The sequence below is a fragment of the uncultured Paracoccus sp. genome, assembly GCF_947487305.1.
Lineage (GTDB): Bacteria > Pseudomonadota > Alphaproteobacteria > Rhodobacterales > Rhodobacteraceae > Paracoccus.
This window is the reverse complement of sequence record NZ_CANKWH010000001.1, coordinates 213,676-227,921: the sequence shown is the minus strand read 5'-3', so window position 1 is coordinate 227,921 and position 14,246 is coordinate 213,676. Positions and strand designations below refer to the sequence as shown.

The window sequence follows — 14,246 nt, the reverse complement described above, 5'->3', positions numbered from 1 at the left end:
CCGCGCGCTCGGGTCAAGGGCCAAGGCGCTGGATCGCCAAAGGACCAATAGGTTTGACCCCTGCGGATCGCTGCGCCAGTCTGTCCCCATCAGACCAACAGGGATCGAAAGGAATCATGATGAAAACCCGGCTTCTTCTGGCTGCCTCGGCGGCGGCGCTGGCTGCGGGAACGGCACAGGCCGAGACCGTGCTGCATATCCTGCACACCAATGATTTCCACAGCCGCGTCGAATCGATCAACGCCTTCGACAGCACCTGCGACGCCGAGACCGAGGGCAAGGGCGAATGCTTCGGCGGCACCGCGCGCTTCGTCACCAAGATCGCCGAGCTTCGGAAGCAGTTCGAGGAAGCGGGCGAGCCGGTGATCCTTCTGGACGCGGGCGACCAGTTCCAGGGAAGCCTGTTCTATACCACCTACAAGGGCAAGGACACCGCCGAGTTCATGAACAAGCTCGGCTATGACGCGATGGCGGTGGGCAACCACGAATTCGACGACGGTCCCGAAGTGCTGGCGACCTTCATGGATGCGGTGGATTTCCCGGTCATCTCGGCCAATATCGACGCCTCGCAGGACGCGCACCTGAAGGGCAAGCTGACCGGCAATACGATCCTCGAGGTCGGCGGCGAGAAGATCGGCATCATCGGCGGCACCACGCTGGACACGCCCGAGATCGCCGCGCCGGGCGATAATGTGATCTTCATGGACGATGTGGAAAGCATCAAGGGCGACGTGCAGGAACTGACCGAGCAGGGCGTCACCAAGATCATCGCCCTGACCCACGAGGGCTACAAGCGCGATCAGGAACTGGCCGCCGCCGTGCCCGGCCTCGACGCCATCGTCGGGGGCCATTCGCACAGCCCGCTTGGCACGATGGAGAATGCCGTCGGCCCCTATCCGACCATGGTGATAGGCGGTGAAGGTGTCGAGGTTCCGGTGGTACAGGCCTATGCCTATTCGAAATATCTCGGACACCTGAAACTGACCTTCGACGATTCCGGCAAGGTCATCAAGGTCGAGGGCGAGCCGATCCTGATGGACAATTCGGTCACACCGGACGAGGCGACCCTGGCCCGGATCAAGGAGCTGGGCGCGCCGATCGAGGAGCTGAAGAACAAGCTGGTGGCCGAGACCGCCGCGCCGATCGACGGCGACCGCGCCAATTGCCGCGCCAAGGAATGCGAGATGGGCAATGTCGTCTCGGAAGCCATGCTGGCGCGGGTGAAGGACCAGGGCGTCAGCATCGCCATCTCGAATGGCGGCGGGCTGCGCGCCTCGATCGATGCCGGGCCGGTGTCGATGGGCGAGGTGCTGACGGTGCTGCCCTTCCAGAACACACTGGCGACCTTCCAGCTGACCGGCGCCGACGTGGTGGCCGCGCTGGAAAACGGCGCCAGCCAGATCGAGGAAGGCGCGGGCCGCTTCGCGCAGGTGGCCGGGCTGAAATACACCATCGACAGCAAGGCGGCGGCGGGCAGCCGGGTCAGCGACGTGCAGGTGATGCAGGAAGGTGCCTGGGCGCCGATCGATCCGGCGGCGGTCTATGGCGTGGTCTCGAACAACTATGTCCGCGGCGGCGGCGACGGGTTCGAGGTCTTCGCCACCAAGGCGCAGAACCCCTATGATTTCGGCCCCGACCTGGCCGATGTGCTGGCCGAATACCTGGCCGCGCAAGGCCCCGGCTTCAAGCCGGTGCTGGATGGCCGGATCACGGTGAACTGAGAGCGGTTTGCCAAAGCGAAGGCCCCGGCGCGAGCCGGGGCCTTTCGCATTTCTGCCGGGCGACGAACCGCTAGAGATCCAGCCCGCGATAGACCACGCCGGGCAGGGGGTTGTGGTAATAGGGCGCGATTTCGCGAAAGCCGAGGCTCTCGTAAAGCCTGAGCGCCGAGCCGAGGCGGTCGAGCGAATCCAGCACCATGCGGCGATAGCCGGCGGCGCGGGCCGTGGCGATGATCGCCTGCGCAAGGGCGCGGCCCTGACCCGATCCGCGTGCCGCGACGTCGAGATACATCCGCTTCATCTCGCACTCGCCATTTGCGCGTTTGCGCAGGGCGACACAGCCCAAGGCCTCGCCCGCCGCATCGCGCAGCAGTAGCACCGTGCCGCCGGGCGGGGCATAGGCGCCGGGCAGGGCGGCCAGTTCGGCCTCGAAATCCTGGAAGCACAGGTCCACCGCCAGCCAGTGGGCATAGGCGCGAAACAGGCGCCGGACGGTCTCGGCATCCTCGGGAAAGCGGGCGGGTTCGATGGTATATGCGCTCATGCGCGGCACGCTATGCCGCCCGGATCAGGCCGGCAAGAGGGACTGCGCGACCTCGCTGACCGGCTCGACCAGCGGCTTGCGGTTCCGGCCGTGGCGCTCGGCCAGCTTGCGCCCCTCGCGCCCGCAGAGCAGCCGGCGCGCGGGTTCGGGCATGGCACCCCGCGCCGCCAGTTCCGGGAACAGCGCCATCACCTCGCGCCGGGCCGAGGGGTCCAGCCCCTTCATCGCCTGCGGGCCAAGGAACAGGCTTTCGGTCCATGCCCCGTCCGAGCGGACCACCTCATGCCCGGCAAACAGCAAGTGGTGATAGCCGACACCCCCGGGCGGCACCAGCACCTCGATCCCGGGCAGGCCGACCAGATGCTTGACGGCGACCAGCACCTCGGGCGTGTCGAACATGCGCAGGGCGATGGACGAGCGGACCAGCACCCGATGCTGCGGCGACAGGACCAGGTCGCTGGCCGGGCATCCGCGGGCCAGCGCGCCGGCGGCAATGCGGACCGGGCGCAGGTTCGGCTGCAGGTCCATCCGGGCGGCATCGACCTGGCAGCTGCCGGTCCAGAGCAGCGGCTGCGGCCCGTGATCGCGCGTCTCGACCCGGTCGCCGGCCCGCAGCGTCTCGACCGGGCGCGGCCCTGTGGCGGTGTCGATCAGCGTGCCGGTGGCAAAGCAATCGAAGGAATAGTCGATGCTATAGTCTGTCTTGCTGTAGGGCAGGTTGTTGCCGAAGTAATAGGTTTTGCTGAGGTCGAACGGAACCGGTGCCAGTTCATTGCCGGCGCTGGTCTTATAGGGCACCGGGATCACCATCATCGAATACTTGCTACCGACAATGGTGCCGACACTGCCCTCGGTTGCGGCCGGAATGCGCGGAAAGGCGATTTCAAAAACTGCGACGATCTTGCCCTGATCGATCTGGAAGATATGGGCGGAGTAATCGAAACCTATCCGCTGCCCGACCAGCAGGTCCTGTCTGCTATCGCCATAACCCAGAGTAATGGCCTTGCTCACCACCTGATCAAGATCGGGGGCAGCACCAGCGGATTTCGCGCCGGCATATCCGTCTAACCGCGTATCACCATCGCCGACATGCAGGGTCTCGCGTTCGGCATTCGCAAAGTCCAGCAATTGCCCCTTCTGCGAGCTCTCCGAATAAGGTGTAAATTTTCCAAAGGGTGTTTGTGCCGCATTCCCTGTTGGTCCCGTGGGGATCGGACTATTCAACGTGATGACGGTAATCGCGTAGTCCATCGGCCGAGTTCTCCCTCCCGCGCCATGCCGGGGCATGGCCTTGCGGGCGCGGCCGTCTCTGCGGCCTTGCGCCTCGCCGTCAGGATTAGACAGGAATGTTTAAGAGCCGGTTAATGCAAGCTTAAGTTGTGAAAACTCTTCACCGCCCCGCCTCACGCGCCGCCGGTGCCGCGCTCGCGATAGGGGGTGCTGCCATAGCGGGCGCGATAGCATTTCGAGAAATGCGACGGGCTGGAAAAGCCCGAGGCCAGCGCCACCTCGATCATCGACATCTGCGTCTGCATCAGAAGGTTGCGGGCGCGGGCGAGGCGGGTTTCCATGTAGTAGCGTTTGGGGCTGCGGTTCAGATAGCGGCGGAACAACCGTTCCAGCTGCCGGGTGGACATGCCGGCATCGGCGGCCAGTTTCGCCGGGCTGATCGGCTCTTCCAGATTGGCCTCCATCCGGGCGATCACCTCGGACAGGCGCGGATGGCGCACGCCGATGCGGGTGGGGATCGACAGCCGCTGGTCATCCTGGTCCGAGCGGATGGCGGTGTGCAGCATCTGGTCGGCGATCTGCGTCACCAGCGCCTCGCCGTGATCCTCGGAAATCAGGTGCAGGATCAGGTCGATCGACGAGGTGCCGCCGGCGGCGGTGATGCGGTTGCCGTCATTGACGAAGACCGAGCGGTAGAGGTCCACATCGGGAAAGGCCTCGGCGAAACCGTCATGGTTTTCCCAATGGATGGTGGCGCGGCGGTCGTCCAGCAGACCCGCCTCGGCCAGAACCCAGGCGCCGGTGCAGACCGCGCCGATGATCGCCCCGCCGCGCTCCTGACGCCTCAGCCAGTTCAGCACCGGCTTCGTCGCCTCTTTCCGCACGTCGATTCCGCCGCAGACGATCACCACCTGGTCGCCGCGCGGCGTCGCACGTTCCCCGAAACTCGACAGATCCTCCAGCCCCGCATCCAGCACCATGCCGGTGCCGTTCGAGCAATGCGCCACGTCGCCCTGCGGCCCGACGAGCCGCCATTCGTAAAGGGTCTTGCCGGCGGCGCGGTTGGCCAGCCGCAGGGCCTCGATCACCCCCGAGAAGGGCAACATGGTAAAGCGTTCGAGCAGCAGGAAGGTGAAGCGCCGGGGTTTTGAGGTCGTCATTGGGGCATTTCGGGTCGTTATCGAACACCAGCTAAGTCAGGAAGCGGTCCGCCCGCAAGAGGCAAGGCTTTTACTCGGCGATCAGGGGCCATATATACAGCCCAGCATTTGAACAGGAGATCGTGCCATGACGACGCAGGACAACCGCACCGCCGCTTCCGCAGCCCAGGGCTGGACGAAGGCCGGCTGGCGCGCCTATCCGCGCGTCCAGATGCCCGATTATACCGATCCGGCCGCGCTGAACGCGGTCGAGGCGCAGCTGGCCAAGTTCCCGCCGCTGGTCTTTGCGGGCGAGGTTCGCCGTCTCAAGGCGCAGCTGGCCGATGTCTCGCGCGGCAAGGGCTTCCTGTTGCAGGGCGGTGATTGCGCCGAGAGCTTTGCCGAGTTCAGCGCCGACAATATCCGCGACACCTTCAAGGTGATGCTGCAGATGGCCGTGGTGCTGACCTGGGGCGCGCAGATGCCCGTCATCAAGGTCGGCCGCATGGCCGGTCAATTCGCCAAGCCCCGCTCGGCCCCGACCGAGGTCATGGGCGGGGTGGAACTGCCCAGCTACCGCGGCGACATCATCAACGGCTTCGACTTCACCCCCGAGGCCCGCATTCCCGATCCGCAGCGGATGCTGGCCGCCTATACCCAGGCGGCTGCCTCGCTGAACCTGCTGCGCGCCTTCTCGACCGGCGGTTATGCCGACATGCACCGGGTGCAAAGCTGGATCGCCGATTTCGTCGGTGGCCCGGAAGCGGCGAAATACCGCGAGGTTGCCGACCGCATCGGCGATGCGATGGCCTTCATGGCGGCGGCCGGCGTCACCGCCGAGACCGCGCATGACCTGGGCCAGGTCGATTTCTACACCAGCCACGAGTCGCTGCTTCTGGAATACGAAGAGGCGCTGGCACGCACCGATTCCACCACCGGCCTGCCGGTCGCGGGTTCGGGCCACATGATCTGGATCGGCGACCGCACGCGGCAGCCGGATGGCGCGCATGTCGAATTCGCCCGCGGCGTGCAGAACCCGATCGGTCTCAAGACCGGCCCGACGACTACTGCCGAGGACCTGAAGGTGCTGATGGCCAAGCTGAACCCGGAAAACGAGGCCGGGCGCCTGACCCTGATCGCGCGCTTCGGCGCCGGCAAGGTCGGCGATCACCTGCCGCGCCTCGTCAAGGCGGTGCAGGAAGAGGGGGCGAACGTCGTCTGGTCCTGCGACCCGATGCATGGCAACACCATCAAGTCGGCAACCGGCTACAAGACCCGGCCCTTCGACTCGGTGCTGCGCGAGGTGCGCGAGTTCTTCGCCATCCACAAGGCCGAGGGCACCGTCCCCGGCGGCGTGCATTTCGAGATGACCGGCCAGGACGTGACCGAATGCACCGGCGGCGTCCGTGCCGTCACCGACGAGGACCTGTCGGACCGTTACCACACCGCCTGCGACCCGCGCCTGAACGCCAGCCAGTCGCTGGAACTGGCCTTCCTCGTGGCGGAAGAGCTGCGGGATCGTCGCCAGAACGGCGGTGCCTCGCAGCAGGCCAAGGCCGGCTGAGCCGACCGTCACAGGTCGAATGCCTCATGCAGCTGGCCGCCTTGCGGCCGGCTGTTTTCGTTTGCTCTCATGGCGGATCGTCGTCGCGCCCGGCCCGGGGACAAGGGCGAAGCCCGCCCGGGCCAGCGCCTGCCCGTCCCGGCGGGCCGGCGCTTGGCTGCGTCAGTCCCGAGTTCAGGCAGAAGATGGACTTGGCCCTATAAAGCGCATCGGCGAACCCATGCAGCGCCGTCCCACGGGCAGGCGCTCGCCCTCTGTCACGCGAAGGCTGCGGGTGCTAGGGGCGGAGGGCAGCCCGCAGAACTTCAGGTGCCTCATCGGGCCGGCGCAGATGCACCGGCCCGGGTCCTCTGTCTCAGACGTGGATCGCGCCGCCGCCAAGGGCCAGCGCGGCCTCGCGCACGGCTTCCGAGGTCGTCGGATGGGCGTGGCAGGTCAGGGCGATATCCTCGGCCGAGGCGCCGAATTCCATCGCCACGCAGATCTCGTGGATCATCTCGCCCGCGTTCGGGCCGATGATATGCGCGCCCAGGACCCGGTCGGTCTCGGCATCGGCGATGATCTTCACGAAGCCGTCGCCCATGAACATGGCCTTGGCGCGGGCATTGCCCATGAAGGGGAACTTGCCGACCTTGATCTTGCGGCCGGTGGCTTTCGCCGCCTCTTCGGTCAGGCCGACATTGGCGACCTCGGGGCTGGTATAGATGACGCCGGGGATCACGTCATAGTTCACATGACCCGCCTTGCCGGCGATGACCTCGGCCACGGCCATGCCTTCGTCCTCGGCCTTGTGCGCCAGCATCGGGCCGGGCACGCAATCGCCGATGGCATAGATGCCCGGCACGTTGGTCTGCCAGTGCTTGTCCACCTGCACCACGCCGCGATCGCTGACCGCGACGCCGGCCTTGTCGAGCCCCAGCCCCTCGGTAAAGGCGCGGCGACCGGTGGCGACGAGCACCACATCGGCTTCGGCGGCCTGCGCGTCACCGCCGGCCTTCGGCGCATAGGTGACGACGGCCTTGCCTTTCTTCACTTCGGCACCCTGAACGGCGGCACCCAGGATGAACTTGAAGCCCTGCTTCGTCAGCGTCTTCTGGAACTGCTTCTGGATCTCGGCATCCATGCCCGGGGTGATGGCGTCGAGATATTCGATCACCGTGACCTCGGCCCCCAAGCGGGCATAGACCGAGCCAAGCTCCAGCCCGATGACGCCGGCACCGATGACGATCATCGATTTCGGGATCTTCGGCAGGGTCAGCGCGCCGGTGGAATCGACGATGACGCCGGCGGCGTTGTCGACCTCGACCCCCTTCAGCGGCGTCGGTTCCGAGCCGCTGGCGATGACGATGTTCTTGGTCTCATGGACGGTATCGCCGACCTTGACCTTGCCCGGGGCTTCGATGGTGGCCCAGCCCTTCAGCCAGTCGATCTTGTTCTTCTTGAACAGGAACTCGATGCCCTTGGTGTTGGTCGTGACGGTGTCGGCCTTGTAGCCCTGCATCTTGGTCCAGTCGACCTTAACCTTGGCGCCGGTCAGGCCCATCTTGTCGAAATTCTCATGCGTCTCGTGCAGCATGTGGCTGGCATGAAGCAGCGCCTTGGACGGGATGCAGCCCACATTGAGACAGGTGCCGCCGAGCGTGTCGCGGCCCTCGACGCAGGCGACCTTCAGGCCCAGCTGCGCGGCGCGGATGGCGCAGACATAGCCGCCCGGTCCGGCGCCGATCACGATCAGATCATACATGTTTGGTCCCTTCTTTCAGTGTCGGAGCCGGGGGCTTTGCGCCCCCGGACCCCCGCAGGATATTTGCGCCAGGGTGAACTAGATCAGGCTGGCGAAGATCATCAGGAGCGTGGCCAGAAAGCCGGCGCCCCAGATGGCCGAGCGCCAGGGCACCCAGCCAAAGACATAGGCCGGCACGTAAAGCACGCGCGCGGCGAGGTAGATCCAGGCGCAACCGGCGGTGAAGCCCGAGCCCTGCTGGCCGAAGCTGACCACCACCACGGCGATGGAGAAGAGGATCAGCCCCTCGAAATGGTTCGACACCACGCGCTGCAAGCGCCCGGCGGTGCCAGTCAGGGTGGGCGCATTGTCGCGGGTGCCGGTCGTCACTTTCGGCCCGACCTGACGGTTGGCGGCAACCGAGAAGGCAGCCAGCTGCAACCCCTGAAGCAGGGCGGCAAGCGCCAGCACCGTCAGTTCGGGCGTCATCTCAGGCAGTCTCGACCATGTGGAAATCGGCCGAAGTCACCCCGGCCTGGCTATTGAACACGCCGGCGGCGCCCTGCAGGTAATCCCGCGCAGCCTTGGCGTTGTTCACCTGATAGAGCGCCCAGGCATTGCCATTATCCTCGCGCCACAATTGCAGCAGCGACAGCCCGGCAGTGTCGCGGTCTTCCGCGTCATTGTCGAAGGCGGTCTTGAAGGTGCTGTAATCATTCACCTTGTAATGCGCGATCATCTGCATGGATCAGTCTCCTGTCATGGCGGCGCGGATGGTCCGGAAATCCGCGTCAGAGATTTCGAACAAACCCCGGCGGGCCAGCATTCCCCAGTTGCCCCGGGTGAATTCCAGCCGGTCGGTCAACCCGACGATAGGGGTTTCGCGGGCGGTCATCCAGTCGATATCGATGCGGTATCCTGTCCCGCCGGTGGGCATTTCGGAAGCGTAGGGCGGCGTTGCGCTGACCGTGCCGGTGGCGGTAAAGGCCTTCAGCGGCTCGCCCTCCGGCCAGGCGGTCTTGGGCGAGTAATAGGTCAGGCTGTCACCGGGGCTCAGTCGCTTCAGCGGCGCGAGCTTGCCGTGGTTCATCATCGCAAAGCCGCCCGCCACGCCGATCAGGACATGTTCGCGCGAGACCACGCTGATCCAGTGGCGGGTCATGCGGGGGCGCCCCTGCTGGCGCGGTGGCGGTGAAGGGCGGCGGCGGCGATCAGAGCTGGGATCAGCAGCAGCAATTCGGCCGGCAGATCGGCCAGGTGCATTTTCAGCGCTGCGTAGCGGCTGGCAAGCCAATCCATCACGGCGGTGATCGCCAGCGCAAGTTGCGATGGTGGCAGGTCGGTAGCTGCCCCGGTCGGCATGATGAAGATGACGGAAATGAAGAGCAGCGCGCCCCAAATGATCAAGGCATAACCGAGGGCGCGGGCGATCCGGCTACACCATGGGCAGCTCGGGGCTGGCCCGATCTCGTCCAGCAGCATGAAGACGGCAGCCAGTGCCACCAGTGTTACGAGCGCCCAGAAGGTCTGGGCGGCGCCGGGTTGCAGCCGTTCTACGCCGAAGAGGCCAAGCAGCGGCACCAGACCCACCGCCGCGATCAGCGACATGAGCAGCGATGCAATGAAGGCGAGGCGCGCGGTCATGATCTGGCTCGTCCGAGAGGGAAAGGGCGGCGATGTCGCCGCCCTTGTCAGATGCTTACAGGTCCATCAGCAGCCGGCGCGGATCTTCCAGCGCCTCTTTCACGCGGACGAGGAAGGTCACTGCGCCCTTGCCGTCAACGATGCGGTGGTCATAGCTCAGCGCCAGATACATCATCGGACGGATGACGACCTGACCGCCAATGGCCATTGGGCGGTCCTGGATCTTGTGCATCCCGAGAATGCCCGATTGCGGCGGGTTCAGGATCGGCGAGGACATCAGCGAGCCATAGACGCCGCCGTTCGAGATGGTGAAGGTGCCGCCCTGCATCTCGGCCATGGTCAGCTTGCCGTCGCGGCCCTTGATGCCCAGCTCGCCGATTTCCTTCTCGATCTCGGCAAAGCTTTTCCGGTCGGCATCGCGGACCACCGGAACCACCAGACCCGAGGGCGTGCCGACGGCAATGCCCATGTTCACGTAGTTCTTGTAGACCACGCTGTCGCCGTCGATCTCGGCATTGACCTCGGGCACCTCGGCCAGCGCATGGGTGCAGGCCTTCACGAAGAAGGACATGAAGCCGAGCTTCACCTTGTGCTTCTTCTCGAAGGCGTCCTTGTACTCGTTGCGCAGCGCCATGATGGCCGACATGTCGGCCTCGTTATAGGTCGTCAGCATCGCCGCGGTGTTCTGGGCGTCCTTCAACCGGCGGGCGATGGTCTGGCGCAGGCGCGTCATCTTGACCCGCTCCTCGCGGTCGGCCTGGTCGGTCGAGCGCGGCGCGGCCGGGGCGGCAGCAGCAGGTGCCGGTGCGGCGGCGGCACGGGCCACGTCTTCCTTCATCACCCGGCCATCGCGACCCGTGCCGGTGACGGCATCGCGGCTGACGCCGGATTCGGCCATGGCCTTCTTGGCCGAGGGGGCATCCTCGACATCGGTGCGACCGGCACCTTCGCGGGGCTTGGTCTCTTCCGGACCGGCACCGGGCGAGCCGACATCGGATGCGGTGTCGCTGTCCTTGTCACCTTCGGCTTCCGGCTCCTTGGCGGCGGCGGGCGCTGCGGCACCGGCGCTGGCGCCTTCGCTGATGATCGCCAGGCGGGCCTTGGCATCGACGGTCGCGCCTTCCTCGGCGAGGATCTCGGCCAGCACGCCGGCGGCGGGGCTGGGAACCTCGACCGAGACCTTGTCGGTCTCGAGCTCGCACAGCATCTCGTCCACGGCCACGGCATCGCCGACCTTCTTGAACCAGGTGGCGACGGTCGCCTCGGTCACGCTTTCGCCAAGCGAGGGCACCATCACGTCAACGTTCTTACCGCTCATGTTCGTCTGCCCCTCCTTGGGCTTGTCTGCGGGCTTTTCGGGGGCCTTCGCCGAGGCCGGTTCGGGGGCCTTCTCGGGGGCGGCGGGTTTCGCCGGGGCGGGGCTGGATGCAGCGCCCGCCTCGGTGATCTGCGCCAGAAGCGCGTTGGGTTCGACCGTCGCGCCTTCCTCGGCGATGATCTCGGCCAGAATCCCGGCGGCGGGGCTTGGCACCTCGACCGTCACCTTGTCGGTTTCCAGCTCGCACAGCATCTCGTCGATCTCGACCCGGTCGCCGGGTTTCTTGAACCAGGTGGCGACCGTGGCCTCGGTGACGGATTCTCCCAGTGTCGGGACGCGGACTTCGGTTGTCATCAGCTCATCCTTCGTTGGCCACGATGTCGTTGATCGACAGCGCGTCGTTCACCAGCGCCTCCTGCTCGGCCTTGTGGCGCGAGGCGAGGCCGGTGGCGACGGACGCCGCGGCATTGCGGCCGACATAGCGCGGACGGCCGTGCTTGGCGCCGATGCGGTCCAGCACCCATTCGAGGTTCGGTTCGACGAAGCTCCAGGCGCCCTGGTTCTTCGGTTCTTCCTGGCACCAGACGATCTCGGCCTGCTTGAAGCGCGACAGTTCCTTCTGCATCGCCTGCGCCGGGAACGGGTAGAACTGTTCCAGCCGCAGCAGGTAGATATCGGTGATACCGGCCTCGTCGCGGGCTTTCAGCAGGTCGTAATAGACCTTGCCCGAGCAGACCACGACGCGCTTGATCTCGTCGTCCGGGACCAGTTGGGTGGTCGAGTTGCCGCGCTCGGCATCATCCCACAGCACGCGGTGGAAGGTCGATCCGGTCTGGAAATCCTCGGCCTTGCTGATCGCCATCGGGTGGCGCAGCAGCGATTTCGGCGTCATCAGCACCAGCGGCTTGCGGAAGCCGCGATGGATCTGCCGGCGCAGGATGTGGAAATAGTTCGCCGGCGTGGTGCAGTTGGCAACGATCCAGTTATCCTCGGCGCACATCTGCAGGAAGCGTTCCAGGCGGGCGCTGGAATGTTCCGGCCCCTGGCCCTCGAAGCCGTGGGGCAGCAGCATCACCAGGCCCGACATGCGCAGCCATTTCTTCTCGCCGGACGAGATGAACTGATCGAACATGATCTGCGCGCCATTGGCGAAGTCGCCGAACTGCGCTTCCCACAGCGTCAGCGCGTTGGGCTCGGCCAGCGAATAGCCGTATTCGAAGCCCAGCACCGCGTATTCCGAGAGCATCGAGTCGATGACCTCGTAATGCGCCTGACCCTTTTCGATGTGGTTCAGCGGGTAATAGCGGTCCTCGTCGGTCTGGTTGACGAAGGCCGAATGCCGGTGGCTGAAGGTGCCGCGCGTGCTGTCCTGACCGGCCAGACGGACCGGATGGCCCTCGACCAGCAGACTGCCGAAGGCCAGCGCCTCGCCGGTGGCCCAGTCAAAGCCGGTCCCGGTTTCGAACATCTGCTTCTTGGCCTCGATCAGACGGGCCACGGTCTTGTGCAGGTCAAAGCTTTCGGGCGCGGTGGTCAGCGCATGGCCGACCTCGGTCATCACCTGCGGGGTGATGCCGGTCTCGCCCGAGGAATACTCGGCGCCCTCGCGCTCGAAGCCCGACCACTTGCCGTCCAGCCAGTCGGCCTTGTTCGGCTTGTAGTTCTTGCCGATGTCGAACTCTTCGTTCAGGTGCGACTGGAAGGCGGCCTTCATGTCCTCGATCTCGCCCTCGGGGATCAGACCGTCCTTGACCAGCCGTTCGGTGTAAAGCTGCAGCGTCGTCTTGTGACCCTTGATCTGCTTGTACATCATCGGGTTGGTGAACATCGGCTCGTCGCCTTCGTTGTGACCGAAGCGGCGATAGCAGAAGATGTCCAGAACCACGTCCTTGTGGAAGCGCTGGCGGAACTCGGTCGCCACGCGGGCGGCATGGACCACGGCCTCGGGGTCATCGCCGTTGACGTGGAAGATCGGCGCCTCGACCATCAGCGCGATATCGGTCGGATAGGGCGAGGTGCGGCTGAAATGCGGCGCCGTGGTGAAGCCGATCTGGTTGTTCACGATGATATGGATGGTGCCGCCGGTGCGGTGGCCGCGAATGCCCGACAGCTGCAAACATTCCGCCACGATGCCCTGGCCGGCAAAGGCCGCGTCACCGTGCAGCAGGATCGGCAGAACGGCGGTCCGCGCATTGCGATCGTTATACTGGTCCTGCTTGGCGCGGACCTTGCCCAGCACCACCGGGTTCACCGCCTCGAGGTGCGAGGGGTTCGCGGTCAGCGACAGGTGGACATTGTTGCCGTCGAACTCGCGGTCGGAACTCGCGCCGAGGTGATATTTCACGTCGCCCGAACCGTCCACGTCCTCGGGCTTGTAGCTGCCGCCCTGGAATTCGTGGAAGATCGCGCGGTAGGGCTTCTCCATCACATTGGCGAGCACCGACAACCGGCCCCGGTGGGGCATGCCGATGACGATCTCTTTCACGCCCAGCTGGCCGCCGCGCTTGATGATCTGTTCCATCGCCGGGATCAGCGCCTCGCCGCCATCAAGGCCGAAGCGCTTGGTGCCCATGTATTTCACATGCAGGAACTTCTCGAAGCCCTCGGCCTCGACCAGGCTGTTCAGGATGGCGCGGCGGCCTTCCTGGGTGAACTGGATTTCCTTGCCGTAACCCTCGATCCGCTCTTTCAGCCATGCGGCTTCTTCCGGGTCCGAGATATGCATGTATTGCAGCGCAAAGGTGCCACAATAGGTGCGCCACATCAGCTCGCTGATCTGGCGGATCGAGGCCACTTCCAGCCCCAGAACGTTGTCGATGAAGATCGGCCGGTCGAGGTCGTTCGGGCCGAAGCCATAGGTTTCGGGCTTCAGCTCGCCATGATCGGGATAGGTGCGCATCCCCAGCGGGTCGAGATAGGCGTGCAGGTGCCCCCGGATCCGGTAGGCGCGGATCAGCATCAGCGCGCGGATGCTGTCCAGCACCGCCTGGCGCATCTGCGCATCGGTAAGGGCGACGCCCTTTTCCTCGGCCTTGGCGGCGATCTTCTTCATCGCCGCGTCGGCTTCGGCCTTGGTCGATTGCGGCCATTCGCCGGTCAGCGCCGAAGTGCGTTCATCCGAGGGCGCGGGCGGCCAGTCGGCGCGCTTCCAGCTGGCACCCGAGGCCTCGCGGGTCACGTCGGTCCCGGCATCGCCGAGACCGCGGAAGAACTCGCCCCAGGCGGCATCGACGGCCTGCGGGTTCTTCGCCCATTGACCGTAAAGCTGCTCGATATAGGCGGCGTTATGCCCCTGCAGGAAGGAAGAGTCGTGGAAATCGGCGTTCTTGGGTTGGTCGGTCATGTTCAGCGCGTCCCTGACGC

At 65.5% G+C, this 14,246-nt stretch carries 12 protein-coding genes; 2 read left to right on the top strand and 10 right to left on the bottom strand.

What is annotated here, in order from left to right:
• Nucleotides 1–119 precede the first annotated feature (119 nt).
• Nucleotides 120–1,721, top strand: a complete 1,602-nt coding sequence (locus tag Q1A36_RS01185) for a bifunctional metallophosphatase/5'-nucleotidase (protein WP_299838548.1) — start codon at nt 120–122, stop codon at nt 1,719–1,721.
• Nucleotides 1,722–1,791: 70 nt separating this feature from the next.
• Here Q1A36_RS01185 and Q1A36_RS01180 read toward each other — a convergent pair whose 3' ends face one another.
• The 3 genes from Q1A36_RS01180 to Q1A36_RS01170 form a co-directional block, all read right to left on the bottom strand.
• Nucleotides 1,792–2,265, bottom strand: coding sequence for a GNAT family N-acetyltransferase (locus tag Q1A36_RS01180; RefSeq protein ID WP_299838545.1), 474 nt, complete (start codon nt 2,263–2,265; stop codon nt 1,792–1,794).
• Nucleotides 2,266–2,289: 24 nt separating this feature from the next.
• A complete protein-coding gene (locus tag Q1A36_RS01175) occupies nt 2,290–3,393 on the bottom strand; it encodes a Hint domain-containing protein (RefSeq protein WP_299838542.1) in 1,104 nt (367 codons plus the stop codon).
• Between the two features lie 275 nt (nt 3,394–3,668).
• Complete coding sequence (locus Q1A36_RS01170) at nt 3,669–4,655, bottom strand: GlxA family transcriptional regulator (RefSeq protein ID WP_101751187.1); 987 nt, start codon at nt 4,653–4,655, stop codon at nt 3,669–3,671.
• A 127-nt stretch (nt 4,656–4,782) separates the two neighbouring features.
• Between Q1A36_RS01170 and Q1A36_RS01165 the strand changes: the two genes are divergently transcribed.
• Nucleotides 4,783–6,198: a class II 3-deoxy-7-phosphoheptulonate synthase gene (locus Q1A36_RS01165; RefSeq protein WP_299838536.1), complete on the top strand. Its 1,416-nt coding sequence runs from the start codon at nt 4,783–4,785 to the stop codon at nt 6,196–6,198.
• Between the two features lie 355 nt (nt 6,199–6,553).
• On the opposite strand, the gene lpdA is transcribed toward Q1A36_RS01165, so the two are convergent.
• The 7 genes from lpdA to Q1A36_RS01130 all read right to left on the bottom strand — a co-directional run bounded on the left by lpdA (nt 6,554) and on the right by Q1A36_RS01130 (nt 14,226).
• Complete coding sequence (gene lpdA / locus Q1A36_RS01160; protein WP_299838533.1) at nt 6,554–7,942, bottom strand: dihydrolipoyl dehydrogenase; 1,389 nt, start codon at nt 7,940–7,942, stop codon at nt 6,554–6,556.
• A gap of 78 nt (nt 7,943–8,020) precedes the next feature.
• Nucleotides 8,021–8,410, bottom strand: a complete 390-nt coding sequence (locus tag Q1A36_RS01155) for an MAPEG family protein (RefSeq protein WP_299838530.1) — start codon at nt 8,408–8,410, stop codon at nt 8,021–8,023.
• A 1-nt stretch (nt 8,411) separates the two neighbouring features.
• Entirely contained in the window at nt 8,412–8,666 is a 255-nt protein-coding gene (locus Q1A36_RS01150) for a hypothetical protein (RefSeq protein ID WP_299838527.1), read from the bottom strand.
• 3 nt (nt 8,667–8,669) lie between these two features.
• On the bottom strand, nt 8,670–9,083 hold the full coding sequence (locus tag Q1A36_RS01145) for an EVE domain-containing protein (RefSeq protein WP_299838524.1): 414 nt from the start codon (nt 9,081–9,083) through the stop codon (nt 8,670–8,672).
• Nucleotides 9,080–9,565: a hypothetical protein gene (locus Q1A36_RS01140; RefSeq protein ID WP_299838521.1), complete on the bottom strand. Its 486-nt coding sequence runs from the start codon at nt 9,563–9,565 to the stop codon at nt 9,080–9,082. The genes Q1A36_RS01145 and Q1A36_RS01140 overlap by 4 nt, the downstream gene beginning before the upstream one ends.
• A gap of 55 nt (nt 9,566–9,620) precedes the next feature.
• A complete protein-coding gene (odhB, locus tag Q1A36_RS01135) occupies nt 9,621–11,237 on the bottom strand; it encodes a 2-oxoglutarate dehydrogenase complex dihydrolipoyllysine-residue succinyltransferase (RefSeq protein ID WP_299838518.1) in 1,617 nt (538 codons plus the stop codon).
• Nucleotides 11,238–11,241: 4 nt separating this feature from the next.
• Nucleotides 11,242–14,226, bottom strand: coding sequence for a 2-oxoglutarate dehydrogenase E1 component (locus tag Q1A36_RS01130; RefSeq protein WP_299838515.1), 2,985 nt, complete (start codon nt 14,224–14,226; stop codon nt 11,242–11,244).
• Nucleotides 14,227–14,246: the final 20 nt, after the last annotated feature.